The 23,339-nt window shown below is 68.6% G+C and carries 24 protein-coding genes; 10 read left to right on the top strand and 14 right to left on the bottom strand.

What is annotated here, in order from left to right; translation table 11 throughout:
• The first annotated feature begins 38 nt into the window (after positions 1 to 38).
• Positions 39 to 1,409 carry an alanine/glycine:cation symporter family protein gene (locus tag JL100_RS18585; RefSeq protein ID WP_228420780.1) on the top strand — a complete coding sequence of 457 codons (1,371 nt, stop codon included), beginning with the start codon at positions 39 to 41 and terminating at the stop codon, positions 1,407 to 1,409.
• A gap of 32 nt (positions 1,410 to 1,441) precedes the next feature.
• Here JL100_RS18585 and JL100_RS18580 read toward each other — a convergent pair whose 3' ends face one another.
• The 8 genes from JL100_RS18580 to JL100_RS18545 form a co-directional block, all read right to left on the bottom strand.
• Positions 1,442 to 2,266, bottom strand: coding sequence for a DUF1206 domain-containing protein (locus JL100_RS18580; RefSeq protein WP_202679069.1), 825 nt, complete (start codon positions 2,264 to 2,266; stop codon positions 1,442 to 1,444).
• 79 nt (positions 2,267 to 2,345) lie between these two features.
• Positions 2,346 to 2,507, bottom strand: coding sequence for a hypothetical protein (locus JL100_RS18575; RefSeq protein WP_202679067.1), 162 nt, complete (start codon positions 2,505 to 2,507; stop codon positions 2,346 to 2,348).
• 98 nt (positions 2,508 to 2,605) lie between these two features.
• Positions 2,606 to 3,835: an MFS transporter gene (locus JL100_RS18570; protein ID WP_202679065.1), complete on the bottom strand. Its 1,230-nt coding sequence runs from the start codon at positions 3,833 to 3,835 to the stop codon at positions 2,606 to 2,608.
• The gene (locus tag JL100_RS18565) at positions 3,832 to 4,887 is read right to left on the bottom strand and encodes an aldo/keto reductase (RefSeq protein WP_202679064.1); all 1,056 of its coding nucleotides are present in this window, start codon (positions 4,885 to 4,887) and stop codon (positions 3,832 to 3,834) included. Before JL100_RS18565 ends, JL100_RS18570 begins: the two co-directional genes overlap by 4 nt.
• A 50-nt stretch (positions 4,888 to 4,937) precedes the next feature.
• The gene (locus JL100_RS18560) at positions 4,938 to 5,996 is read right to left on the bottom strand and encodes a CobW family GTP-binding protein (protein WP_202679062.1); all 1,059 of its coding nucleotides are present in this window, start codon (positions 5,994 to 5,996) and stop codon (positions 4,938 to 4,940) included.
• The gene (locus JL100_RS18555; RefSeq protein ID WP_202679060.1) at positions 5,989 to 6,309 is read right to left on the bottom strand and encodes a hypothetical protein; all 321 of its coding nucleotides are present in this window, start codon (positions 6,307 to 6,309) and stop codon (positions 5,989 to 5,991) included. Before JL100_RS18555 ends, JL100_RS18560 begins: the two co-directional genes overlap by 8 nt.
• Positions 6,310 to 6,340: 31 nt before the next feature.
• Positions 6,341 to 7,240 carry a polysaccharide deacetylase family protein gene (locus JL100_RS18550; protein WP_202679058.1) on the bottom strand — a complete coding sequence of 300 codons (900 nt, stop codon included), beginning with the start codon at positions 7,238 to 7,240 and terminating at the stop codon, positions 6,341 to 6,343.
• A 33-nt stretch (positions 7,241 to 7,273) separates the two neighbouring features.
• A complete protein-coding gene (locus JL100_RS18545; protein ID WP_202679056.1) occupies positions 7,274 to 8,254 on the bottom strand; it encodes an asparaginase in 981 nt (326 codons plus the stop codon).
• Positions 8,255 to 8,541: 287 nt separating this feature from the next.
• Here JL100_RS18545 and JL100_RS18540 point away from each other — a divergent pair, with 287 nt between their 5' ends.
• The gene (locus JL100_RS18540) at positions 8,542 to 8,982 is read left to right on the top strand and encodes a response regulator (RefSeq protein ID WP_202679054.1); all 441 of its coding nucleotides are present in this window, start codon (positions 8,542 to 8,544) and stop codon (positions 8,980 to 8,982) included.
• Positions 8,983 to 9,027: 45 nt separating this feature from the next.
• Entirely contained in the window at positions 9,028 to 9,639 is a 612-nt protein-coding gene (locus tag JL100_RS18535) for a rhomboid family intramembrane serine protease (protein WP_202679052.1), read from the top strand.
• Between the two features lie 25 nt (positions 9,640 to 9,664).
• Here the strand turns inward: JL100_RS18535 and JL100_RS18530 are convergent, their stop codons facing one another.
• Together JL100_RS18530 and JL100_RS18525 are read right to left on the bottom strand one after the other, a co-directional pair.
• Complete coding sequence (locus JL100_RS18530) at positions 9,665 to 10,606, bottom strand: alpha/beta fold hydrolase (protein WP_202679046.1); 942 nt, start codon at positions 10,604 to 10,606, stop codon at positions 9,665 to 9,667.
• Entirely contained in the window at positions 10,603 to 11,004 is a 402-nt protein-coding gene (locus JL100_RS18525; protein ID WP_202679038.1) for a thiol-disulfide oxidoreductase DCC family protein, read from the bottom strand. Before JL100_RS18525 ends, JL100_RS18530 begins: the two co-directional genes overlap by 4 nt.
• A 162-nt stretch (positions 11,005 to 11,166) precedes the next feature.
• Between JL100_RS18525 and hmgA the strand changes: the two genes are divergently transcribed.
• Positions 11,167 to 12,474 carry a homogentisate 1,2-dioxygenase gene (gene hmgA, locus JL100_RS18520; RefSeq protein ID WP_228420779.1) on the top strand — a complete coding sequence of 436 codons (1,308 nt, stop codon included), beginning with the start codon at positions 11,167 to 11,169 and terminating at the stop codon, positions 12,472 to 12,474.
• A gap of 12 nt (positions 12,475 to 12,486) precedes the next feature.
• Positions 12,487 to 13,764, top strand: coding sequence for a fumarylacetoacetase (gene fahA / locus JL100_RS18515; protein ID WP_202679035.1), 1,278 nt, complete (start codon positions 12,487 to 12,489; stop codon positions 13,762 to 13,764).
• Here the strand turns inward: fahA and JL100_RS18510 are convergent.
• Genes JL100_RS18510 through eno form a run of 4 tightly spaced genes read right to left on the bottom strand, consistent with a single transcriptional unit; the run spans position 13,757 to position 18,037 of the window.
• Positions 13,757 to 14,221, bottom strand: coding sequence for a c-type cytochrome (locus tag JL100_RS18510; RefSeq protein WP_202679033.1), 465 nt, complete (start codon positions 14,219 to 14,221; stop codon positions 13,757 to 13,759). The two genes, fahA and JL100_RS18510, sit on opposite strands and share 8 nt — an antisense overlap.
• Before the next feature lie 30 nt (positions 14,222 to 14,251).
• A complete protein-coding gene (locus JL100_RS18505; RefSeq protein ID WP_202679032.1) occupies positions 14,252 to 15,718 on the bottom strand; it encodes a multicopper oxidase family protein in 1,467 nt (488 codons plus the stop codon).
• A 13-nt stretch (positions 15,719 to 15,731) separates the two neighbouring features.
• Complete coding sequence (locus JL100_RS18500) at positions 15,732 to 16,742, bottom strand: phosphotransferase family protein (RefSeq protein ID WP_202679031.1); 1,011 nt, start codon at positions 16,740 to 16,742, stop codon at positions 15,732 to 15,734.
• Positions 16,739 to 18,037 carry a phosphopyruvate hydratase gene (gene eno / locus JL100_RS18495; protein WP_202679374.1) on the bottom strand — a complete coding sequence of 433 codons (1,299 nt, stop codon included), beginning with the start codon at positions 18,035 to 18,037 and terminating at the stop codon, positions 16,739 to 16,741. The genes JL100_RS18500 and eno overlap by 4 nt, the downstream gene beginning before the upstream one ends.
• Before the next feature lie 180 nt (positions 18,038 to 18,217).
• Between eno and JL100_RS37015 the strand changes: the two genes are divergently transcribed.
• The 5 genes from JL100_RS37015 (at position 18,218) to JL100_RS18470 (ending at position 23,289) form a co-directional block, all read left to right on the top strand.
• Complete coding sequence (locus JL100_RS37015) at positions 18,218 to 19,153, top strand: metalloregulator ArsR/SmtB family transcription factor (RefSeq protein ID WP_202679029.1); 936 nt, start codon at positions 18,218 to 18,220, stop codon at positions 19,151 to 19,153.
• A gap of 91 nt (positions 19,154 to 19,244) precedes the next feature.
• Positions 19,245 to 20,264 carry an ArsJ-associated glyceraldehyde-3-phosphate dehydrogenase gene (locus tag JL100_RS18485; protein ID WP_202679017.1) on the top strand — a complete coding sequence of 340 codons (1,020 nt, stop codon included), beginning with the start codon at positions 19,245 to 19,247 and terminating at the stop codon, positions 20,262 to 20,264.
• A gap of 10 nt (positions 20,265 to 20,274) precedes the next feature.
• Entirely contained in the window at positions 20,275 to 21,537 is a 1,263-nt protein-coding gene (gene arsJ, locus JL100_RS18480; protein ID WP_202679015.1) for an organoarsenical effux MFS transporter ArsJ, read from the top strand.
• 18 nt (positions 21,538 to 21,555) lie between these two features.
• On the top strand, positions 21,556 to 22,677 hold the full coding sequence (gene arsB / locus JL100_RS18475) for an ACR3 family arsenite efflux transporter (RefSeq protein WP_202679013.1): 1,122 nt from the start codon (positions 21,556 to 21,558) through the stop codon (positions 22,675 to 22,677).
• 102 nt (positions 22,678 to 22,779) lie between these two features.
• Complete coding sequence (locus tag JL100_RS18470; RefSeq protein ID WP_228420778.1) at positions 22,780 to 23,289, top strand: DoxX family protein; 510 nt, start codon at positions 22,780 to 22,782, stop codon at positions 23,287 to 23,289.
• The last annotated feature ends 50 nt before the right edge of the window (positions 23,290 to 23,339 follow it).

Below are 23,339 nucleotides of genomic sequence, written 5' to 3'. Positions count from 1 at the left end.
GAACAAAGAAACAGAACAAAGATTCAGTCGGAGGAAACGTGGAAGCTTTCACCGAAAGCCTCAACGCCTTGAACGGCGTTGTCTGGGGTGTCCCCATGCTGGTGCTGATCCTGGGCACCGGCCTGTTCCTGCAAGTGCGGCTCAAGCTGATGCCGCTCGCCAAGATCGGTTACGGCGCCAGGCTCGTCTGGCAGGGCCGCAAGTCGGGCTCGGCAGAGGACGGCGAGATCAGCCCCTTCGCGGCCCTGATGACGGCGCTGGCCGCGACGGTCGGCACCGGCAACATCGCGGGCGTCGCGACCGCCATAGCCCTCGGCGGTCCGGGCGCCCTGTTCTGGATGTGGTGCACCGCGCTGGTCGGCATGGCGACCAAGTATGCCGAAGTCCTTCTGGCCGTCCATTACCGCGAGGTGGACGACAAGGGCGAGCATGTCGGCGGGCCGATGTACGCGATCAAGAACGGCCTCGGCCCCCGCTGGCGCTGGTTGGGCGTGGCCTTTGCGCTGACCGCCGGCTTCGCCGGCTTCGGCATCGGCAACATGGTTCAGGCCAACGCCATCGCCGGGGTCGCGGAGAACACCTTCGGCGTGCCGGTCTGGCTTACCGGCGTCGTCCTGACCGTTGTCACCGGCGCCGTCATCCTGGGCGGCATCAAGCGGATCGGCCGGGTGGCCGAGGCGCTGGTCCCGGCCATGTGCGTCAGCTACGTGATCTGCGCCCTGTTCGTCCTGGTGGTCTTCGCCGACCGGCTGCCCGAGGCGATCTCCCTGGTGTTCACCCACGCCTTCACCCCGGTCGCGGCCAGCGGCGGCTTCGCCGGTGCCGCAGTCTGGGCGGCCATGCGCTACGGCGTCGCCCGCGGCATCTTCTCCAACGAGGCGGGCCTCGGCACCGCCGGCATCGCCCAGGCGGCCGGCACCACGCGCAGCCCGGTCCGCTCGGCCCTGGTCGGCATGATGGGCACCTTCATCGACACCATCATCGTCTGCACCATGACCGGCCTGGCGATCGTCGTATCCGGCGTCTGGAACAGCGGCCAGTCCGGGGCGGTGCTCTCCTCGTCGGCGTTCGAGGCCGCGATGCCGGGGATCGGCCAGTATCTCCTGTCGGTCGAGCTCGCCGTCTTCGCCTTCACCACCATCCTGGGCTGGTCCTACTACGGCGAGAAATGCTGGGAATTCCTGGTCGGCACCAGGTCCGCCAAGCCCTACCGGATCTGCTGGACGCTGGCGGTGTTCCTCGGCGCCGTGGCGCAGCTCGACCTCGTCTGGCTGATCGCGGACACGCTGAACGCTTTCATGGCGATCCCCAACCTGATCTCGCTGCTGCTGCTCTCGCCCGTCATCGTGAAGCTGAGCCGGGAGTATTTCGTGCGGGAAAGCAACGGAAGCCTCGTCGCCGCGGAGTAGGCGCCCGCCCGCCTGACCCGTTGGGCGGGAACCTAGGCCGGGGCCTTGAGGCCGGGGAGCACCGACGGATAGTCGATCCGCCGGTAGAACCCCACGATCATGCTGTAGATGCCGAAGGCGAACAGGCCCACGGCGACGACGCCGAGCACCCAGGCGCCGTAGGGCTGTTCCTGAAGCATCTCCAGCGCCTTCCCCAGACCGCCCGATTCGGACGAGTCGACCTGCCAGGCGGCGGTCAGGAAGAAGACGCCGATGATCAGGAAGACGACGCCCTTGGCGCCGAGGCCGACGCGACCGATCGGGCAGATCATCTCCATCGTCCTGGGATCGGCCTTCAGGAAACGGCGGAAGGTCGCCTTCCAGGCTTTCACGAAATGCCCGGCGGCGGCCCCCAGGACCGCGACCCCGACGGCACCGACCAGCCAGCGCCCGAAGGGCTGGGACAGCAGCCAGGCGGTCCAGTCCCGGGCTCCGTCGCCGCTGTCTCCCGATCCCGGCCCCTGCAGGCCCAGCACCAGCGAAATGGCGAAGAAGGCGAGCGAGACGTGGATCGCCCCGCTCGCCAGCAGGCCGCCCCGCACCACAATCCCCTTGGCGTCGGCGCCGTGCCCGTCCAGGTCGAGCCAGGCCTGGGCGATGCGCCAGACCGCGTGGCCGACGAGGCCGAGTGCCACGACCGCCAGTAGCGCCTTGCCGAAGGGCTGCAGCAGGATCTCGCGCAGGACCCCTTTGGTGTCGGTCAGCTGGCCTGCGCCCAACGCGGCCATCATGGCGAACCAGCCGACCAGCACATAGACGACGCCGCGGGCTCCGTAGCCGAGACGCGCCAGGGACTCGAAACGACACACGTTGCCCATCACGGCGTTTCCCCGAAGTTGTCGTCGCCCGGCCGGCCCGATGCCGCCGGGATCCAGGAAGTCGCGCCCGTGCGCGGGCTCAGTCGTCGACCGTCGTCTTGCGCTCGGTCGTCACCGAGTCCGAATAGGTGCCCGGAGTCGTCGTGGTCGTCGTCCGCTCCGTCACCGTGTCGTCCGAACCGCAGGCGGCCAGGAGCACCGGGAGGGCCAGGGCGGCAAGGACTATCTTCATGGTACGCATGGATTGCATTCCCCTAAAGTTGGCTTCAATCCATCAACCAGGAAGCTCGGCGATCGTTGCGCATAAGGGGTGAAATCGAAAGTCGTACGACCTGAGGCTCACCGGCCCGCGGTCCCGGCCGGCCGGCGGAACTCGGTCGCGAAGACGGCCAGCGCGACGAGACCCAGAATGCCGCCGGCCAGCATCGACGTCCACCAGCCGCCATGGTGGTAGGTCAGGGTGGCCACCGCCGAACCGCCGGCCCCCAGCACGAAGACGATGGTCATGTAGATGGCGTTCATCCGGCCGCGGGCGTCGCCGGGCAGGGAGTAGATCACGCGCTGGCCCAGCACCTGGTTCACCTGCGTCGCCGCGTCGAGCGTCACCGCGAAGAAGACCAGCGCCGCCAGCGAGGGGATCGCCGCGGCCCATCCCGACAGCACGCAGCTGAGCGTCACCGTGGCGAGCGCCGCCGCCGTGCCGGCCCTGACATGGCCGCGGTCGCCGAGCCGGCCGGCCAGCGGCGCCGCCAGCGCGCCGCCGGCTCCCGCCAGGGCGAACAGCGCGATGCCCTTCTGGCCGTAGCCGAAGCTGCGGGCCAGCATCAGCGGGGCCGCCGTCCAGAAGATGTTGAAGACCGCGAACAGGATCCCCTGGTAGACGGCGCGGCGCTGGAGCGCCGGCGTCGTGACGAGGATGCGCCACAGCGACCGGAGCATCCGGCCATAGTCGCCGGACTCCGTCCGCCGCGCTTCGGCCCGGGAAAGCTTCGGAAGCGCCTTCGCCAGCCATCCCGCCAGCAGCAGCATCAGTCCGGCCGACACCCAGAACACGGCGCGCCAGCCGAACATGTCGGCGAGCAGGCTGGCGGCCGGCCGGGCCAGCATGATCCCGGCCAGCAGACCCGCCATGATGTTCCCGATGGTGCGCCCGCGCCGTTCCTCCGGCGCCAGGGACGCCGCGAACGGCACGATCACCTGGGCTCCCGCCGAACAGAAGCCGACGGCGACCGCCGCCACCAGGAAGACCGGGGCCGACGAGGAGAGGCCGACGCCGGCCAGCGCCGCAGCCGCGCACAGCAGGGTGGTGAGGATCAGGCGCCGGTTCTCGACCCGATCGGCCAGCGGGACGATCAGCAGCAGCCCGGCTCCGTAGCCGAGCTGGGTGAGGGTGACGATCATCCCGGACAGGTTGCCGCTCAGGCTAAGCTCCGGCGCGATCAGGTCGATCAGCGGCTGCGCGTAATACAGGTTGGCGACCATGGCGCCGCAGGCCACCGCGCAGGCGGCCGTCAGCGCCGGGGAGAGGCCGTGGCCGGCTCCCTCCACAGCGGCGGTGGCAGTGCTCATGCCTTCAGGTGCGGGGCGATCAGGACCAGGTCCGCCGCGGACAGGCGGTCGGATGCCGTGTTCGCCTGGTGCCAGTAGGGATAGAGCAGGGGCGGCCGGCTGACCTCCTCCAGCCGGGCGCATTCGTCGGCGCTCAGGGTGAGTTCGGTCGCCTTGAGGTTGTCGGCGAGCTGTTCGTCGGTCCGCGCGCCGATCACCGCCGACGCGACGCCCGGCCTGCCGATCAGCCATGCCAGGGCGACCTGGGCGGCCGAGACGCCGCGCGCCTCCGCGATCTCCACCAGCACCTCAACGATGTCGTGGAGCTTGTCCAGGTCGCGCACCGGCGGCTCGCGCCAGTCGTTGGCCTTGCGCGTGCCCTCCGGCTCAGGCCGGCCGCGACGGTACTTCCCGGAGAGCAGTCCCCCCGCCAGCGGCGACCAGACGAGGATGCCGACACCCTGGTCCACCGCGATCGGTGCCAGCTCGTACTCCGCCTCCCGGGCCTGGAGCGTGTAATGGATCTGCTGCGAAACGGGGCGGACGAACCCGTCCCGCTCCGAGATCCCCAGGGCCTTCATCAGGTGCCAGCCGGAGAAGTTGGACACGCCGACGTATCGGACCTTGCCCGACCGGACGAGGTCGTCGAGCGCCGCCAGGGTCTCCTCCAGCGGGGTCAGGCCGTCCCACTCGTGGAGCTGGTAGAGGTCGATGTAGTCGGTCTTCAGCCGCCGGAGGCTCGCCTCGCAGGCGCGGACCAGATGGTGGCGGGACAGGCCCCGGTCGTTGGGGTCCGTTCCCATGGGAAAGCGCGCCTTCGTGGCGATCAGCAGGCGGTCCCGCCGGTCCGCGACGGCTTCTCCCAGGATCTCCTCGGACAGGCCGGTCGAATAGACGTCGGCCGTATCATAAAGGTTGATCCCGGCATCCAGGCACATGTCGATCTGGCGGCGGGCGCCGGCCGGATCGGTGTTGCCGGTCTTGGCGAAGCTGCCCTTGCCGCCGAAGGTCATGGTGCCGAGCGTCAACGCCGACACCTTGAGGCCGGATCGGCCGAGTTGACGATAGTCCATCTGGTGGGTTCCTCGCAGGATCGGAAAGGGGGCGGTCGGGGTCGAAAACGTCAGGTCGCTTTCTGCCCGGCCGGAGTATCGACGAAGGCCTTGAAGGATCGCCGGACGATGGCCGGGTCCAGGCCCTGGGCGATGACGACGATCCGCGTGCCCGGAATGCCGTCGGGCCAGGCGTCGAGGTGAACCGGCTTGTGGATCAGATGTTGCACTCCCTGGACGACGACGGGGGTGTCCACCCCCCGGATCGACAGCAGTCCCTTGAGGCGAAGCACTTCCGTGCCGTGGCGGTTGAGCAGCATCGACAGCCAGAGCCCGAAGCGGGCCCAGTCCAACGGCTTCTCCGCCGTCAGCAGGAACGCCCGCACGTCATCGTGGCGGTTCACGTCCGGGCGGTCATGGTGATGGTGATGGTGTTCCAGGGATTCGGAAGCCAGCCAGCGCGCGACTTCGCTCCGGCGGGCACTGGCGTCGTGGATGTCGCCGAGGAACAGGGAAGCCTCGGGCGTCCGGGATTCGTCGAGCCGGTGGATATCGGCGGCGGGGTTCAGCGCGGCCAGCCTGCGCTCGACCAGATCCACCGTCCCGGCGTCCGCCAGATCGGTCTTGGACAGGACGAGCCGGTCCGCGACCGCCGCCTGCCGCACCGATTCCGGATGGGCGTCGAGGTTCCGCGCGCCGTTGACGGCATCCACCACCGTCACGATGTTGCCGATCCGGAAGTGATGGCGCAGCGCCGGGTCGGCCACCAGGGTGGCCACGATCGGCGCAGGGTCGGCCAGCCCCGTCGTTTCCAGGATCAGCCGGGTGAAAGCCGGCACCCGCCCGGCGGCCCGCCGCTGGTCCAGGTCCAGGAGCGCCTCCTTCAGGTCGCCGCGGATGGTGCAGCAGATGCATCCGCTCTTCAGGAGGACGACGTCCTCGTCCACCTCCTCGACCAGGAAATGGTCGATGCCGATCTCGCCGAACTCGTTGATCAGCACCGCCGAGTCCTTCAGGTCCGGCTGCGTGAGCAGGCGCTTCAGCAGCGAGGTCTTGCCCGAGCCGAGGAAGCCGGTGAGGATGTTCACCGTCACCGGCGGCAGCCCTACATGGGGCACGGCGTCAGCCATGGCTTCCGGCGCGCTGCCGGGCCTCCATCGCCTCGATCACCGCCGGGTCGAGCGGGTCGCAGGCCCGTCCCGTGAGCCGTTCGGCCTCGGCCCAGATGCCGCCGAACTGGTCGACCACCGCGGACTTCCCGGTCCGGCCGGTCAGGGTGAAGCGGTTCGCCCATTCCGTCAGCTTGAGCCCGTAGAGGCCCAGCACCTCGTTGGCGATTTGAGCGCGCCGCCTCCGTTCGGCGGTGGGGGAGAGTGCCGTGCCTTCCCCCAGGCCGTCGGTCCAGTGATCGGCGGCCCCGAACGTTCCGCATAGCCCGCACATGGCGTTCATCGCCTCCGGTGTCGGCGTGGCGTCACGACTGGGGCCGTGCGGAACCCGACTTCGGGAATCTCCGGGCGAAGTCCTCGGCGATCTCCTCCATCGTGACGAACCGGACGCCGTCGTGACCTTTAAGGTAGTCGAACAGGCGCTGGTGCATCTGGAGCACGTGCGGCTTGCCAGAGACGTCGGGATGGATGGTCAGCGGGAAGACCGCGTAGTCGTAGTTCTCGTACACCCAGTCGAACTGGTCGCGCCACATCTGCTCGATGTCGTGCGGATTGACGAAACCGTGGCTGTTCGGCGACGCCTTGATGAACATCATCGGCGGCAGGTCGTCCAGGTACCAGGAGGCCGGGATCTCGATCAGGTCGGTCTCCTCGCCCGGAACATAGGGTTTCATCCAGGCTGACGGATGCTGGGAATAGTCGATCTTGGTCCACTGGTCGCCGACCGTCACGTAATAGGGATGGTGGTCGTTGTGCATCAGCGAGTGATCGTACTTGATGCCCTTCTTCAGGAGCAGCTCGTTGGTCTTGGAGCCGAACTCCCACCAGGGAGCCACATAGCCGCGCGGCGGCTTGCCCGACAGTTCGGCGATCAGGTCGACGCATTTGTCGAAGATCGCTTCCTCCTGCACGGGAGTCATGGCGATGGGGTTCTCATGGCTGTAGCCGTGCATCCCGACCTCGTGGCCGGCGTCGGCGACCGCTTTCATCTGGTCCCGGAAAGTCTCGATCGAGTGGCCGGGCATGAACCAGGTCGTCCTGATCCCCCATTTCTCGAACATGCGCAGCAGCCGCATGCTTCCGACCCGCCCGGCGAACACGCCGCGGGAGATGTCGCAGGGGCTGTCCTCGCCGCCGTAGGACCCGAGCCATCCCGCGACCGCGTCCACGTCGACCCCGTAGGATACCAGTATTTCTTTCGCCATGTTTCTTCTCCCCTGTCTGTGGGTTCCGCCGGATCAGTTGCCGTGAAGCTCCATCCGCCGGCGGATGGTGGATGGGTCCGCACCGGACCCGAGCAGCAGCGCCAGCAGGATCCGCGCCTTGATGCCGCTCAGGTCGCCGCAGAAGATCGCCCCGGCGGACGCCAGGTCCGATCCTCCGCCGGCTCCGTAGATCGGCTCGACCCTCCCCTGGGGAGAGCGGGAGGTCACGGCCACGGGGATTCCCCGTCCGATCGCCTCGATCGCCGCCTCGGTGACCGCGGGCGTGGCGTTGCCCCGGCCGAAGGCTTCCAGGACAAGGCCGCGAGCGCCGTTCTCCAGCGCCGCCCTGACGAACGCCGCGTCGGACCCCATGACCAGCTTGATCAGGTCGACCCGCGGCTCGATCCGGCCGGTTTCGACGGGGCCGCGGCGGATGGTCCTGCGCTGCAGCCTGACCCGGCCGGCGTCGATCTCGCCGAGCTTGCCGTGCTCCGACGAGGCGAAGGTCCCGACCCGTGACGCATGTACCTTCGTGGCGTCCCGCGCCGCGTGGATTTCCTGACCGAACACGATCAGGGCGCCCAGTCCGCGGGCATCCGGACAGGCGGCGACCCGGATCGAGTCCGCCAGGTTCCTCGGCCCGTCGGAGTCCGGCTCGTCGGCATGCAGCTGCGCCCCGGTGAAGACGACCGGCTTCTCCGTATCGAGCAGGAGGTCCGCGAGATAGGCGCTTTCCTCCATGGTGTCGGTTCCATGGGTGACGACCACGCCGGCGATTTCCGGGTCGGACACAAGGACGCCGATGCGCTGGACCAGCTCGAAGGCGGTCGGCAGGTCGATCCGGTAGCTTCCGAGGTTGGAGAATTCCTCCGCCGCGACCGCCACGTCGGGGGCGAGGGGACCGAGCGTCGAGACGAGCTCTTCGCCCGCCACGTTGCTCACCACGGACTCATGCTCGGCGCTGTAACGCGACGCGATGGTTCCGCCGGTGCTGAGAACGACGATACGTGTCACTGGACTCCTTCCCCGTTTGGCTCGCCCCGTTGGGCTCGATTGCGGATTGGGTCGGGACGGGAAGTGCCTGTCCCAGGCCGCTTCCCCCATAGCAACACCCTGTCCCGGCCCTTGGGTCCACCCCGGCCGCCTCTTGTGGCACCGGGGTCGCGAGAAAGAAGCGCCAGGCAGATCGCAGAGAAATTAGTTTAATGAGTCACAATTTATAGCTAACGTTTGGTTAACGATCTGGGGCGCACTCTTCAGGATCGCTCACGGAGGTCATGCTCAGCATAGGGGTCGCTCAGATGCCTTTCACTGGAGACATCGCCACCAGCAAGGAACACGCCGGCGCGCGGCGCATCCTGGTCTGTGAGGACAACCACCTGATCGCCATGGGGTTGGCATCCATCCTGACCAGGGAAGGCTACACCGTCCTGGGGCCGGTCGACACCGGCGAGGAAGCGCTTCGTACGGCGTTCCAGGACCTGCCGGACCTTGTGCTGCTAGACATCGGGCTGGCAAGCGCCGTCGACGGCATATCGGTGGCGGCCGAACTGCATCCGATGGGGGTGAGCATCATTTTCGTCACCTCCGACTACCAGAGAGCGGCCCTGGACGGGCGGGAATACGCATCGGACGTCTTGATCAAGCCCGTGCGAGTCAGTGCGGTCCTGAACTCCGTGGCCGCCACTCTCGCCAAGAGACCGCCGCAGGAGAAGCGCAAAGCCGCCCTGGCCGCATCCTGATCCCCGCGGGAGCGACTCCCGGTGACGGCGGCCGCAGGAGTCTTTATGGTCTCGGCGGAAGTCCACTGCCCAGGTGCCGCCTTGCCCAGGATCGAACTGAATGCGCCGGTGACGGTCTGCTACACCTTGGCCGCCGTCGCGGCCACTATCCTGCCGATCCAGGGAAGACTGGCGGTCCATGGGCCGATCCGTCCGTGGGACGGCGACTTTCTCCTTTCCCTGCTGACATGGACGCTGGCCCATGGCGGCATGACCCACCTGCTGTCGAACTTCGTGGTGATCCTGCTGACCGGCCCGCTGCTGGAGGATCGTTTCGGCTCCTTCAAGATGCTGGCCGTGCTGGTCACGGCGTCGGTGTCGGTCGGGCTGGCCCAATGCATCCTCGACCCGAGGGGTGCTTTGATCGGCGCCAGCGGCACGGTTTTCTGCCTGATCATGCTGACGGCCATGCTGGCCGGGCGGTCCGGCACGATCCCGCTCACCGTGCTGCTGGTGGCCGCCCTCTATCTCGGCCGCGAGGTGATGGCGCTGTTCGCGGACGACGGCATCTCGCAGACGGCGCACATCCTGGGCGGGGTGCTCGGCGTGGTCCTGGGGGTCGTGATGCGCGCCAACTCCTCCGGGGCTCCGCGCCATCCGGCCTCCCGCCGATCCTGACGCTTGCCGCCGGGACGCCGGCCGCTCACCGCGCCAGGAAGGCCTTGACCGGCTCCAGGGTGGCGGCGGGGGCTTCCTCCTGGGGGACATGGCCGATGCCGGGCAGGCGCACCAGCGTGCCGTGGGGCAGGGCCCGTAGATAATCCTCGGCGTTGGCGACCGGAATGAGGGCGTCCTTCTCGCCCCACAGCAGCAGGGTCGGAGCCTCTATGCGCCGCAGCAGGGGCACGGGGTCCTCGCGGACCGCCTGCTCCATCCGGGCGATCAGCGCGTCCCGGACGCCGGGAGCCCGGATCAGGTCGTGATAGCGGTCGAGATAGGCATCCGTCATCCGCGCCGGATCGCCGTAGGCCGGCGCCAGGTTCATCCTCAGGAACACCCGGGGCAGGGTGTAGCGCATCAGCTTCATGGGGAGGGGCACTTCCGTCCGGCGCCCATATTCCTCACCGGGGCTGGCGAAACCGTCGGGAGAGATCAGCACGAGCTTCTCGACCCGGCCGGGGTTCCGGGCGGCGAAGTTCCAGGCGACCCGTCCGCCCATGGAATTGCCGACCAGGCTCGCCCGGTCGATCCCCATCCCGTCCATCAGGGCCTGCAGGATCTCCACGCTGCGTCCGACCGTGTAGTCTCCCGTCGGGTCCGGCTCCGACAGGCCGGAACCGGGGAGGTCGAAGCGGACAACCCGGTAATCGGTGGACAAGCCGCCGGCCCATGCCTCCCAGGTGTGCAGGCTCGACCCGAAGCCGTGGATCAGGATCACCGCCGGGGCCTGCCGCGGGCCGGTGTCGCGCACATGCAGGCGCAGTCCCGCTACGTCCACCATGTCCGTCGGTGCGTCGAGATACCGGGATTCCAGCTCTTCCCTGGATTTGTCGGGTGTCCACAGCCACAGGCCGAGTCCGACCAGGGCGGCAATCAGGATGGCCGCCGCAGCCCAGGCGAAGCTTCCGGGTCCGGGGAAACTCATGTGCCGCAGCGATCTTCCGGGCAGGCGCCCGTGGATGACGGCAGCGGGCGCAGTCGCAGGAAGAGTTGGTAGCCTCGTTCCAGCGCCCAGGTCATGCCGGGCAGGCGCGCCAGGGATCCCAGAACCCGGAAGCCGGGAATCAAGGACCAGAGGGCGGTGAAAGCCGCGGCGCCCGAAACCAGCGTGCCGTCCGCGCGGCGGAGATGGAAACGGGCGAGAGCCGCCTCCTGGGAGATCCCGTCCCGGGCCGGGTCGACCGGCTCCCGGCGCAGATCATGCCAGCGGACGCGCCCTGCCGCGTCGCGCCGGCGATAGAAGGCGATCTCCCGGGAGCAGATCGGGCAGGCGCCGTCATAGTAGACGGTCGCGGCGGGAGGGGATAAGCGTGGCGCGTCCATGGCAATGACATGGGCGCCCGCAGGCCGCCGACCAGGGAGAGTGCCACCGATGATCGCTGCGGACGGACCCGTTCGGTATCCGGTATCCTCGATGGTCCAAGTTCCGGAAGGGCGACCGCGAACCCGGACCTCGCGAAGAACAAGATGATCGGAGGAACACCCATGGCAACCGAACTGGCCTACCAATCCGGCTTCGGCAACGGTTTCGAATCCGAAGCGCTGCCCGGCGCCCTGCCGGTCGGCCGCAACTCGCCGCAGCGGTGCGCCTACGGCCTCTACGCGGAGCAGCTCAGCGGCTCGCCCTTCACGGCGCCGCGGGCGTCCAACGAGCGCTCCTGGCTGTACCGCATCCGGCCGACCGTCGCCAACTGGGGCCGGTTCGCCAGGGCTGACGCCGGGCTGTGGCGGACGGCGCCCTGCGTCGAGGTCGAGATCCCGCCGGCACCGATGCGCTGGGACCCGGTGCCGATCCCCTCGGAGCCGCTCTGCCTCGTGGAGGGCGTACGGACCATCACCACCGCGGGCGACGCCGGCAGCCAGACCGGCATGGCGGCCCACGTCTATCTCGCCACCCGTTCGATGAAGGACGAGTATTTCTACAATGCCGACGGCGAGATGCTGTTCGTGCCCCAGCAGGGAGGGTTGCGGCTGCGCACCGAGTTCGGCACCATCGACATCGAGCCCGGCGAGATCGCGGTGATCCCGCGCGGCGTGAAGTTCAAGGCCGAACTGCGGGATGGCCCGGCCCGCGGCTATCTGTGCGAGAACTATGGCGGCGGCCTGACGCTGCCGGAGCGCGGCCCGATCGGCGCCAATTGCCTCGCCAACCCGAGGGACTTCCTCACCCCCGTCGCCGCCTATGAGGACCGCGACGCGCCGTCGACGCTGACCGTGAAATGGGGCGGTTCGCTGTGGGTGACGGAGATCGCCCACTCGCCGCTCGACGTGGTCGCGTGGCACGGAAATTATGCGCCCTTCAAATACGACCTGCGGCGCTACTCGCCGGTCGGCCCCGTCCTGTTCGACCACGCCGACCCCTCGATCTTCACCGTGCTGACATCGCCCTCGGAAACGCCGGGCACCGCGAACATCGACTTCGTCATCTTTCCCGAGCGCTGGATGGTGGCCGAGAACACCTTCCGGCCGCCCTGGTACCACATGAACGTCATGAGCGAGTTCATGGGGCTGATCCATGGCGTCTATGACGCGAAGACCGGGGGCGGCTTCGTGCCGGGCGGCTTCTCGCTGCACAACATGATGCTGCCGCACGGCCCCGACAGGGACGCCTTCGAGAAGGCGAGCAACGCCGAGCTCAAGCCGCACAAGCTGGAAGGCACCCTGGCCTTCATGTTCGAGACGCGCTTCCCGCAGCGGGTGACGGCCTACGCCGCCGGGCTGGAGCAACTCCAGCAGGACTACGGCACCTATGGAACGCGGCTGCGCAAGCATTTCGATCCCGGGCGCCGCTGAGGAGGAAACCGCATGCATCCCAACGATCCCTTCCTCAAGTCCTTCGTGACGGTGGCGCCGGGCAGCCATTTTCCGATCCAGAACCTGCCCTTCGGGGTGTTCTCGACCGACGCCGTCCCGGCGCCCCGGGTCGGCGTCGCGATCGGCGACCGGATCCTCGACCTGGCGCTGCTGGAGGAGGCCGGCTTGCTGCAAGCTGGCTCCGGCGCCGTCGGGGTGTTCGCCCGGCCGAGCCTGAACCCTTTCATCGCGCTGGGGCATGATGCCTGGCGCCGGGTGCGGGCACGGGTCGGCGAGTTGCTGCGCCTTGACATCCCGACCCTGCGGGACGATCCGGCATTGCGCGCCCGCGCCCTGGTGCCGATGGCCGGTGCGCGCCTCCACCTGCCGGTCGAAGTCGGCGATTACACGGATTTCTATTCGTCGAAGGAACACGCCACCAATGTCGGGTCGATGTTTCGGGACCCGAAGAATGCGCTGCTGCCCAACTGGCTGCACCTGCCGGTCGGGTACAACGGCCGGGTCAGCTCGGTGGTGGTCAGCGGCACGCCGGTGCGCCGTCCCAACGGCCAGACCAAGGCGCCGGCCGACGAGAGGCCCGGCTTCGGGCCGAGCCGCAAGCTCGACTTCGAACTGGAGACCGCCTTCATCGTCGGCCAGGGCAACGACCTGGGCGAGCCGATCCCCGTGGGCGAGGCGGAGAGGCATATCTTCGGCATGGTGCTGATGAACGACTGGAGCGCCCGCGACATCCAGCAGTGGGAATACGTGCCGCTCGGGCCGTTCAACGCCAAGAGCTTCGCGACCTCGATCTCGCCCTGGGTGGTGACGCTGGACGCCCTGGAGCCGTTCCGGGTGGCCGGCCCGCCCCAGGACCCGGAGCCGCTGCCCTATCTCCGCCAGATCGGGAAGGCGTCGATCGACCTCCACCTGGAGGTGGCGTTGCGGCCGGACGGACGTGCCGACCCCACCACGGTCTGCCGGACGAACTTCAGTCACCTGTACTGGAGCATGGCGCAGCAACTCGCCCATCACACGGTATCGGGGTGCAACACCCGCGTGGGCGACCTGATGGGCTCCGGCACGATCAGCGGCCCGGAGCCGGACAGCCTCGGCAGCCTGCTGGAACTCACCTGGAACGGCCGGAACCCGCTCGTTTTGGCGGGAGGCGGCGAGCGCACGTTCCTGGAGGACGGGGACGAGGTGACCATCACCGGCTGGTGCCAGGGAGACGGCTACCGCGTGGGCTTCGGCCAGGTCACGGGGCGGGTGACGCCGGCCCTCAGCTGACGCCGGCGGCCATCCAGCGGGTCCGGACGTTTTCCGGCCAGCGGCTCGCGATGAAGGCCAGCACCGCCCGGATCTCCTCGTCGGACAGCGTGCCGCCGAACGCGGGCATGTCGCTCTCGTAGCCGGGAGGGGCGTACGCGGCCATGCCGTCCTTGACGATGCCGAAAAGCGTTTCGGCGGGATGGTGCCAGGTATGGCCGGAGACGTCGTGGGGCGGGGCGGGCAGCCTGCCGTCGGGCTTCCGCTCCCGCCAGTCCGGCTGACCCTCCAGAGCGGCGCCGTGGCAGGATGCGCAGTTCGCCGCGTAGACGGTCTTGCCGAGGGCTACCTGGGCGGCGTCGCCCGGATCGATCCGGGCGCCTCCTTGGGAGAGCATCCAGGCGGCCAAGCCGCCAGCGAGGAGCACCAGCGCGGCGACCAGCGCCGTCTTCCGGCCCAGGACGGTCGGGACAGGCATGGCGGTTTTCCTCCGAAGGCAGGTGCCGGTTCAGGCGACGCGGATAGTGCTCATCATCCCCGCGGCCTGATGTTCGAGGATATGGCAGTGGAACATCCAGTCGCCCGGATTGTCGGCGACGAAGGCGATCTCCACGCGTTCGCGCGGGGCCAGCAGGACGGTGTCCTGCCATTCCTTGAAGCGGGTCGGCCTGCCGTTCCGCGACAGCACCCGGAAGGTGTGGCCGTGCAGGTGCATCGGATGGTGCCACGCCGTGTCGTTGGCCATGGCGATCACGCAGGTTCGGCCGCGCTGGATCGTGAAAATGGGGTCCATGACATGTCCGGAAGCTTCGCCGCCGTGCCGGTCGGCGCCGCCGGCGGCAACCCCGTTGATCGCCCAGGCCATGCCCTGGCGCAGCAGGGTCCGCATGTCCGTCATCCGCCCGTCCACCAGGGCGCCGGCCATGCTTCCCATCATGCCGCCGCCCAGCGTCACCTGGTGGCGGACCGCGGCGGAGAGGTCCGGCTCCGCCACCGGGTTCGCCGGCAAGCGGATCGGCGTTTCCGGCGGCCGGTCGCGCAGACGGTCCGGCCCGTAGCCGAGGTCCAGCAGCCGATAGGCGAGGCGGGGATGGAAGTCGTCGATGACGGCGGCCCGCTCCCCGGGAGCGCCGGCCATGTCGAGGACGAGATCCATGCGCATCGCGGGTGCCAGGAGGATGCGGCCGTCCTCCGGTTCGTGCGGTTCGACCGGATGGCCGTCGATGGCGATCACCACCGGCCGGTGCCCCTGGAAGCGCAGCCCGAAGATCCGGGCGTTGGCTGCATTGACCAGACGCAGCCGGACCCGTTCGCCAGCCCGCACCGGCACCTCGTCGAGCACGCGGCCGTTGACCGTGACGGTGTTCCCGACCCGGCCGCCATGGCTCATGTCCATCATGGCGCCGAAGTCATTGCTGATCGAAGCGTCTCCCCTCAGCCGCCAGTCGCCCAGCACCCAGCAGAGATCGCGGTTGACCGGGACCGGTTCGCGCTCCTCGACGATGAGCGCGCCGTGAAGGCCGCGGCCGACCTGTTCATGGCTCCGCTGGTGCGGGTGGTACCAGAAGGTCCCGGCATCCACGGCATCGAACTCGTAGGTGAAGGTCTCGAAGGGACCGATCGGGCGCTGCGTCAGGTGCGGCACCCCATCCATGGCGTTGGGGACGCGGAGCCCGTGCCAGTGGACGGTCGTCTCCTCCGCCAGCCGGTTGGTCACTTCGATACGAAGGCGGTCGCCCTGGCGGACGCGGATCTGGGGGCCGGGCACCTGCCCGTCATAGGCCCATACGGTCGTCTCGGGGTGGGCGTCGCCGACCATCCGGATCCTGGCGGGACCGGGACTCAGGGTGTGGGTTGCCCCAAAGGCCGCCGCGGGGCGCAGGATCGGGGGGAAAGCCAAGGCCGCGCCGGCGGCGGCGCCTGCGAGAAGCAGCCATCGGCGCGTGACCGGCCGGACCAGCGGGTTCTGGCTCATGATGTCCCTTGCCTCATCGCCGCAGGCCATCGAGCCAGCGTTGCCTGACGGTGGAGAGCCGGTCCGGAGGCCCGGCCAGGAGACTGCGCGCAACGCTCCGGACGATCTCCCTGTCCGTCTCCCCGGTCACGTACTCGACGGGGGATTTGCCGTCGACGCGGGCAAACATGAGGGCAGGGAGCAGGGCCGCGCACCGGCTCTCGAAACCCCCGGCGTCCTCCCAGGTCACATGGGGCAGGTAGGCGCCAATCATCCGGTCGAATGCGTCCATCAGCGGGCCGGTGCAGTCGCGGACGGGAAGGCATTTCAGGAGCAGATGGTTCAGGCAGAAGGCCAGGTCGAACGCCGGGTCGCCGTACCAGGCGCATTCCGCGTCGAGGAACACGGGGCCTTCGGGACCGGCCAGGATGTTCTTGGGACTGACGTCCCCGTGGACCAGCGCCAGCCTGGTGGTTCCGGTCGTCGCGGCGATCGCTTCCAGCCGGCCGGCAAGGTCCGGGTGACGGCGGGCGGTCGCCAGCAGATAGGGTTCCAGGCGGAGCGCGTGGAACGAAGCGTCGGTCGCGAAGGCCGCGGCGGTGCGGTCGTCTCCGGCCGTTCCGGCATGGATCGCGCCCAGGATCCCGCCGACCGCCGCCGCAAAGTCGGCATCGACCTTCCCCCGGAGCAGCAGGGCCTTCCACAGGGGATAACGATCCGCCGGGAGGAACGCCATGGCGAACATGTTGCCGTCGGCGTGCCGTCCGATCAGCGGCGGCACCGCCGCCGGCGCTATCTCCCGCACCCTCTCGAACCAGGCGTATTCGTAGCCGTTGCGCTCGATGGGGGCGGTCCAGTGGGCCGCCACCCGAAGCGTCGGAAGCGCCCGCTTGATGCAGAGGGCGCGCCCGTCCGCCTCGACGAACCAGATGTCGGAGGACACGCCGCCCGTCAGCGGATGGGCGCGGAGGTCCCGCCCCTGGATGCCCAGGTCGGCGAGGAACCGGCGCATGTCGTCGGGAAGGCCGGCTTCCGGGGCCGTCATGGTCCCCTCTGTCCGGCCAGGAAGCGCGCACCGGCATAGCCCACGGCCGGGTCCTCGGCGATCCGCAGGAGCTGGTTGTATTTCTCCAGCCGCTCGGTGTTGCGGACCGAGCCGATCTTGATCTGTCCGCCGACCGCACCCACGGCCAGGTCCGACATGAAGCTGTCGCCCGTCTCCCCCGACCGGGCGGAGACCACGGTCGAATAGCCGCCGGCCCGCGCGGTCGCGATCGCCTCCAGGGTGCCGGTCAGGGTTCCGTTCTGGTTGAGCTTGATCAGCACGCTGTTGGCGGCACCGGCGGCCATGCCGCGCCGGATGCGCTCCGGGTTGGTGCTGAACAGATCGTCCCCGACCACCTGGATGCTGGACAGCCGGCGGGTCAGTTCCGGCCAATGGTCCCAGTCCTCGTCGTGCAGGCCGTCCTCCACCGACACGATCGGGAATCGCCCGATCCATCCCGCTATCGTGTCGATCATGCCGGCGCTGTCCAGGGAGCGCCCTTCGCGGGAGAAGGCGTAGGAACCGTCGGCCCCGAGAAGCGACGTCGCCGCCACGTCGATGGCGATCCCGATGTCATGGCCGGGCGTCAGGCCCGCGCGCTCGATCGCCTCCACCATCAATTTAAGCGCGATCTCGGCGGAGGGGCATCCCGGGCTCAGCCCCCCCTCGTCGGCGAGGAGCACGGGGGCGCCATAGCGGTCCACGACTTCCTCGGCGGCGGCACGCACCCGGACGATGTCGTGGAGCGCCGAGGAATAGTCGGTCGCGGTCAAGGGGACGGCCAGGAAGTCCTGCACGTCCATGCCGCGGCCCGCATGGAGCCCGCCGCTCAGGATGTTCACCATCGGCAGCGGCAGCACCGGATCGCCGGCCCCCGCCAGGGCGCCGAGCCGGCGATAGAGGGGTTCCCGGGCGGCTTCAGCCGCGGCCCGGCAGGTGGCGAGCGAGACCGCCAGGACCGCGTTCGCACCGAGACGCTCCAGGCGGGCCGTTCCGTCCAGCGCCTGCATGGCCCCGTCGATTCCCGTCTGGTCGTCGGCATCCCGGCCCCGCAGGAGCGGGGCGATCTCCTCCGCGACGTTCGCCACGGCTTTCGATACGCCGCGCCCGAAATAGGATGCGGCGTCCCCGTCGCGCAGCTCGTGCGCCTCGGTCCGGCTGGTCGAGGCGCCGGACGGCACCGACGCGCGGCCCACCGCCCCGCCTTCGAGCATCACGTCGGCCTCGACGGTCGGCCGCCCCCGGGAATCGAGGATCTGCCGGGCCTTCACGGCCGTGATCGTGGTCTTCGCCATCATTCCCCCCGTAATCCTGATCCGCACCCGCGTGTGCCGGAACAGCGGCGTCGCCACCGTGCCACATCGTGCCTTCGCGTGCGAACTTTGCAAGTTCATGTTCGCGTTCGGCAGGGAGCCGCCGACCGCGCGGCGATTTCCCGCTTGCGCTCCAGCCTATATTTCGATAATTCTCGAATCATGGATACGAAACACGCCATAGTCACCCTGTCCGCCCTCGCGCAGGAGACCCGCCTGGATGTCTTCCGCCTGCTCATCAGGGCGGGCGGGGAGGGCATGCCGGCCGGGGAAATCGCGCGCACGCTCGGTGTGCCGCCCAACACGCTGTCGAGCCATCTGGCGCTGATGGCCAACGCCGGCCTCGTGACCGCCAGCCGGGTCGGCCGGTCGATCATCTACAACGCGAATTACGATGGCATGCGGGACCTTCTGGTCTTCCTGACCGAGGACTGCTGCCAGGGAAATCCCGAAGTCTGCAGCCCGTCGCTGCAGGCGCTCGCCGCGGCCGCCTGTCCTCCAGACCGGCGCGGGGCGCGCCCGAGCCTAGCCGAATCCGCAGCATGGAGTGCTCCGATGTCAGAACGTCCAAGCCTGGAGAGACCCTACAACGTCCTGTTCCTGTGCACCGGCAACTCGGCGCGCAGCATCATGGCGGAATGCGCCATGACCCGCTGGGGGCAGGGCAGGTTCAATGCCTACAGCGCCGGCAGCCAGCCGCGCGGCAGCGTGCATCCGAAGGCGATCGAGCTTCTGAAGCGCCTGAACTACAAGACCGATCATCTCAGGTCGAAGAGCTGGGACGAGTTCGCCGCACCCGGCGCGCCCGAGCTGGACTTCGTCTTCACCGTCTGCGACAGCGCCGCCAGCGAACCCTGCCCCGTGTGGCCCGGACAGCCCATGAGCGCCCACTGGGGCGTCGAGGATCCCGTCGCTTTCGTCGGGTCCGACGAACGGGTCCAGAAGGTCTTCAAGCGCTCCTATCTGGAGCTCGAATGCCGGATCAAGATCTTCACGAGTCTCCGGCTGGAGGCGCTGGACAAGCTCAGCCTGCGCAACCGCCTCGCCGAGATCGGCAAGATCAAGCTGTCCGAGGAAGAGGTCGCGGCGGCCGGGTGATCGCCGGGCAACTCCGCGCCTAGAGCTTCAATCAAGATACTGTTTCGTTTCAGGACGGCCCGTCCCCGGGGGCGGGCCGGAAAGGTGTAGCATGACCATCCGTGTCGGCATCAACGGCTTCGGCCGCATCGGGCGGCTTGCCTGCCGGGCCGCCGTAGACCGCGGCCTGCTCGACATCGTCCATGTCAACGAGGTGAAGGGCGGCCCGGAAACGGCCGCCCACCTGCTGGAGTTCGACAGCGTCCAGGGCCGCTGGCCCGTGCCGGTCGCCGCCGAGGACGGCGGGATCCGCATCGGCGACCGGCGCATCGGCTTCACCGACCACGGCGAGCCCGGCGGCATCCCCTGGGCCGACCTGGGCGTCGATCTGGTGCTGGAATGCTCGGGCAAGTTCGTTACGACCGGGACAGTGACCCCGCACCTGGACCGGGGTGCCCGCAAGGTGGTCGTGGCGGCCCCCGTCAAGACTCCCGGCGCGCTGAACGTCGTCATGGGCGTCAACGACCATCTGTACGATCCGGACGCGCATCATGTGGTTACCGCCGCGTCCTGCACGACCAATTGCCTGGCACCGGTCGTCAAGGTGATCCAGGAAAAGCTCGGCATCCGCCACGGCGTCATCACCACGATCCACGACGCGACCAACACCCAGGTCGTCGTTGACGCGCCGCACAAGGACCTGCGGCGCGCCCGCTCGGCGCTGATGTCGCTGATCCCCACCTCCACCGGCTCGGCCACGGCGATCGGGCTGATATATCCCGAGCTCCAGGGCAAGCTGAACGGGCTGGCCGTGCGCGTACCCCTGCTGACCGGCTCGTTGACCGACTGCGTGTTCGAGGTGGCCCGGCCGACCACGGCGGAGGAGGTCAACGCCTTCCTGAAGGAGGCGGCAGACGGCCCGCTGAAGGGCATCCTCGGCTTCGAGTCCCGGCCGCTGGTGTCGATCGATTTCTGCGGCGACACCCGGTCGTCGATCATCGACGGCCCGTCCACCCTGGTGGTCGACGGCACCGCCGTGAAGATCTTCGCCTGGTACGACAACGAGATGGGCTATGCCCACCGTCTCGCCGAGCTGGCGGCCAAGGTGGCCCGCCACCTGCAGCAGGGTTAGGCGGGCGGACATGGGCGGAACCCTGCGCGACTACGCCATCGTCACCGCGGCATACTGGGGCTTCACCCTGACCGACGGCGCCCTGCGCATGCTGGTCCTGCTGCATTTCCACACCCTGGGCTTCACGCCGTTCCAGCTGGCGTTCCTGTTCGTCCTGTACGAGTTCTTCGGGATCGTCACCAACCTGATCGGCGGCTGGATCGGGTCGCGGCTGGGGCTGCGGATCACGCTCTATGCCGGGCTGGGACTCCAGGTGGCGGCACTGGTCATGCTGTCCCTGCTGGATCCGGAGTGGCAGTTCGCCCTGTCCGTCGCTTACGTGGTGGCGGCGCAGGGTCTGGCCGGCATCGCCAAGGACCTCACCAAGATGAGTTCCAAGAGTGCCATCAAGCTGGTGGTGCCCGCCGGTGCCGAGGGCACGCTGTTCCGCTGGGTGGCGCTGCTGACCGGCTCCAAGAACGCTCTGAAGGGCGTGGGGTTCTTCCTGGGCGGCCTGCTCCTGTCCACGATCGGTTTCGTCCAGGGGCTTTGGCTTATGGCCGCGGCGCTCGCCCTCGTGCTGGTCGCGGCGATGGTGCTGTTGAGGGGGGATTTCGGGAAATCCAAGGCGAAGGCCGGGTTCCGCAGCTTGTTCGCCAAGTCGCCGGAGATCAACATCCTCTCGGCGGCGCGGTTCTTCCTGTTCGGGGCGCGCGACGTCTGGTTCGTCGTCGGCGTGCCGATCTTCCTCTATGCCCAGCTCGACTGGACCTTCGCCCAGGTGGGCGGCTTCCTGGCGGCCTGGGTGATCGGCTACGGCTTCGTGCAGGCGGCGGCGCCGGCTATCGTCCGGCGCTCCACCGACGGCACCTCGTCCGAGGTGCGGGCCGCCCGCCTGTGGGCGGTGGTGCTGGCGGTGATCCCGCTGGCGCTCGTCGGGGCGCTCCAGGCCGGGGCGGACCCGGCCCTGGCGGTCATGGTCGGCCTGGGCCTGTTCGGCGTCGCCTTCGCGGTGAATTCCTCGCTGCACTCCTACCTCATCCTGGCGTTCACCGATGCCGATAAGGTCGCGTTGAACGTCGGTTTCTATTACATGGCCAATGCCGGCGGGCGTCTGATGGGGAGCCTGCTGTCGGGCCTGACCTATCAGTGGTTCGGCCTGGCAGGCTGCCTGCTGACCGCCGCGGGACTGGTCGCGGCATCGGCGGCGCTCGTGCTGCTGCTGCCGACCGGCGCCCATGTGGACGCGACCCATGCCGCCCGTCCGGCAGGCGCCGTACCCGACGGCGATTGAAGGAGAGTCTTGAACATCATGTCCGCTCAATGCGACATCACGGCCCGGCGGTCCGCCGGCGCCTCACTCGGAGCTTTCGAACGTTATCTCAGCGTCTGGGTCGCCCTGTGCATCGGCGCCGGCATCGCCCTGGGGCTGCTGCTGCCCGGCCTGTTCGGCTTCCTGGCGGGGCTGGAGTTCGCCTCGGTCAACCTCGTCGTCGCGGTGCTGATCTGGGTGATGATCTATCCCATGATGGTGGCCGTGGACTTCTCGTCCCTGCGCCGCATCGGCGAGCGGCCCAAGGGGCTGGTGATCACCGTGGTGGTCAACTGGCTGATCAAGCCCTTCACCATGGCGGGGCTCGGCATCCTGTTCTTCGAGCTGCTGTTCCGTGATCTGGTCGATCCGCAGGACGCCAAGGAATATATCGCCGGCATGATCCTGCTGGGGGCGGCGCCCTGCACCGCGATGGTCTTCGTGTGGAGCCAGCTTACCCGCGGCGATGCGACCTACACGCTGGTCCAGGTCTCGCTGAACGACATCATCATGGTCATCGCCTTCGCGCCGATCGTGGCGCTGCTGCTGGGCGTGACCGACGTCATCGTGCCCTGGCAGACCCTGATCCTGTCGGTTGTGCTGTACGTGGTCATCCCGCTGGCGGCCGGCTATGCGACCCGCCGCGCCCTGCATGCCGCGGAGGACCCCGAGGCCGTGGCCCGCTTCACCGGCCGGCTGAAGCCCTACACGATCGTCGGCCTGCTGGCGACCATCGTGCTGCTGTTCGGCTTCCAGGGCAGGACCATCGTCGAGCAGCCGTTCGTGATCCTGCTGATCGCGGTGCCGCTGGTGGTCCAGAGCTATGCCATCTTCGCGATCGGATACGCCTGGGCCTGGGCCTGGCGGATACCGTTCGCGATCGCCGCCCCGGCGGCGCTGATCGGCACGTCCAACTTCTTTGAGCTGGCGGTCGCGGTCGCGATCAGCCTGTTCGGGCTGGACAGCGGCGCCGCCTTGGCGACCGTGGTCGGCGTGCTGGTGGAGGTGCCGGTGATGCTGTCGCTGGTGGCCCTGTGCAACCGGACCCGCGACCGCTTCCCGGAAGAGGCGGCGGAACCGGTGCGGGCGCCGGCCGAATCCCGCGGCCTGTCCCGCCATTGAACCCGATCTTCCGCAAAGGATTGCACCGACCGGTCTGTTGACGGCGATGGCTTCACTCTGTTTGAGTGAGAAACTTCTTGATCCGGGGTCATTCAGCAGGGATTGGAGCCGAAGATGGCGAGATACGACGAGGGCTTTGCGCCGCTTCCCAGGGCGGAAGTGGAAATTTCAGGAGACAGGTTGACTGCCGGTTGGCAGGACGGGCTGTTGCTCATCGGCCGGGTCGCGATCGGCGTGATCTTCCTCCACAGCGGGTTCGGGAAGGTGATGGAGCTTTCGGCGTTCACCGCGCGGATGGAATCCATGGGAGTGCCGGTTGCATCGGTCACCGCGCCGCTCGGGGCCTTCGTCGAGTTCTTCGGCGGGCTCGCCATCATCCTCGGCGCCTGGACGTGGCTTGCCGCCCTCCTGGTGGCGGCCTTCACCGTCGTGGCCACGTACATCGCGCACCGCTACTGGATCATGCCGCCCGAGCAGATGGCCGCCCAGCAGACGCAGTTCATGAAGAACCTGGCGATCACGGGCGGCCTGCTGGCCTTCGCCGCGGCGGGGCCTGGGCGCTTCAGCATCGACGGATGGCGGTGGCGCCGGGAAAACGGCCGGTATCTGTAGTACCGCGCGACGGGAGCGGGTCGCGGCGTGGATGCAAAACATCCACGCCG

Origin of the sequence: Skermanella mucosa (genome assembly GCF_016765655.2) — a bacterium.
GTDB lineage: Bacteria > Pseudomonadota > Alphaproteobacteria > Azospirillales > Azospirillaceae > Skermanella > Skermanella mucosa.
Note: the sequence above shows the minus strand (reverse complement) of the source record. Positions and strands in the feature narration are given on the sequence as shown.

What these genes read in the sequence shown, in the direction of transcription:
- JL100_RS18580 (WP_202679069.1), bottom strand. Translation starts at nt 2,266, where the DNA reads ATGGGCAACGTGTGTCGTTTCGAGTCCCTGGCGCGTCTCGGCTACGGA.
- JL100_RS18575 (WP_202679067.1), bottom strand. Translation starts at nt 2,507, where the DNA reads ATGCGTACCATGAAGATAGTCCTTGCCGCCCTGGCCCTCCCGGTGCTC.
- JL100_RS18570 (WP_202679065.1), bottom strand. Translation starts at nt 3,835, where the DNA reads ATGAGCACTGCCACCGCCGCTGTGGAGGGAGCCGGCCACGGCCTCTCC.
- JL100_RS18565 (WP_202679064.1), bottom strand. Translation starts at nt 4,887, where the DNA reads ATGGACTATCGTCAACTCGGCCGATCCGGCCTCAAGGTGTCGGCGTTG.
- JL100_RS18560 (WP_202679062.1), bottom strand. Translation starts at nt 5,996, where the DNA reads ATGGCTGACGCCGTGCCCCATGTAGGGCTGCCGCCGGTGACGGTGAAC.
- JL100_RS18555 (WP_202679060.1), bottom strand. Translation starts at nt 6,309, where the DNA reads ATGTGCGGGCTATGCGGAACGTTCGGGGCCGCCGATCACTGGACCGAC.
- JL100_RS18550 (WP_202679058.1), bottom strand. Translation starts at nt 7,240, where the DNA reads ATGGCGAAAGAAATACTGGTATCCTACGGGGTCGACGTGGACGCGGTC.
- JL100_RS18540 (WP_202679054.1), top strand. Translation starts at nt 8,542, where the DNA reads ATGCCTTTCACTGGAGACATCGCCACCAGCAAGGAACACGCCGGCGCG.
- JL100_RS18535 (WP_202679052.1), top strand. Translation starts at nt 9,028, where the DNA reads ATGGTCTCGGCGGAAGTCCACTGCCCAGGTGCCGCCTTGCCCAGGATC.
- JL100_RS18530 (WP_202679046.1), bottom strand. Translation starts at nt 10,606, where the DNA reads ATGAGTTTCCCCGGACCCGGAAGCTTCGCCTGGGCTGCGGCGGCCATC.
- JL100_RS18525 (WP_202679038.1), bottom strand. Translation starts at nt 11,004, where the DNA reads ATGGACGCGCCACGCTTATCCCCTCCCGCCGCGACCGTCTACTATGAC.
- hmgA (WP_228420779.1), top strand. Translation starts at nt 11,167, where the DNA reads ATGGCAACCGAACTGGCCTACCAATCCGGCTTCGGCAACGGTTTCGAA.
- fahA (WP_202679035.1), top strand. Translation starts at nt 12,487, where the DNA reads ATGCATCCCAACGATCCCTTCCTCAAGTCCTTCGTGACGGTGGCGCCG.
- JL100_RS18510 (WP_202679033.1), bottom strand. Translation starts at nt 14,221, where the DNA reads ATGCCTGTCCCGACCGTCCTGGGCCGGAAGACGGCGCTGGTCGCCGCG.
- JL100_RS18505 (WP_202679032.1), bottom strand. Translation starts at nt 15,718, where the DNA reads ATGAGCCAGAACCCGCTGGTCCGGCCGGTCACGCGCCGATGGCTGCTT.
- JL100_RS18500 (WP_202679031.1), bottom strand. Translation starts at nt 16,742, where the DNA reads ATGACGGCCCCGGAAGCCGGCCTTCCCGACGACATGCGCCGGTTCCTC.
- eno (WP_202679374.1), bottom strand. Translation starts at nt 18,037, where the DNA reads ATGGCGAAGACCACGATCACGGCCGTGAAGGCCCGGCAGATCCTCGAT.
- JL100_RS37015 (WP_202679029.1), top strand. Translation starts at nt 18,218, where the DNA reads ATGGATACGAAACACGCCATAGTCACCCTGTCCGCCCTCGCGCAGGAG.
- JL100_RS18485 (WP_202679017.1), top strand. Translation starts at nt 19,245, where the DNA reads ATGACCATCCGTGTCGGCATCAACGGCTTCGGCCGCATCGGGCGGCTT.
- arsJ (WP_202679015.1), top strand. Translation starts at nt 20,275, where the DNA reads ATGGGCGGAACCCTGCGCGACTACGCCATCGTCACCGCGGCATACTGG.
- arsB (WP_202679013.1), top strand. Translation starts at nt 21,556, where the DNA reads ATGTCCGCTCAATGCGACATCACGGCCCGGCGGTCCGCCGGCGCCTCA.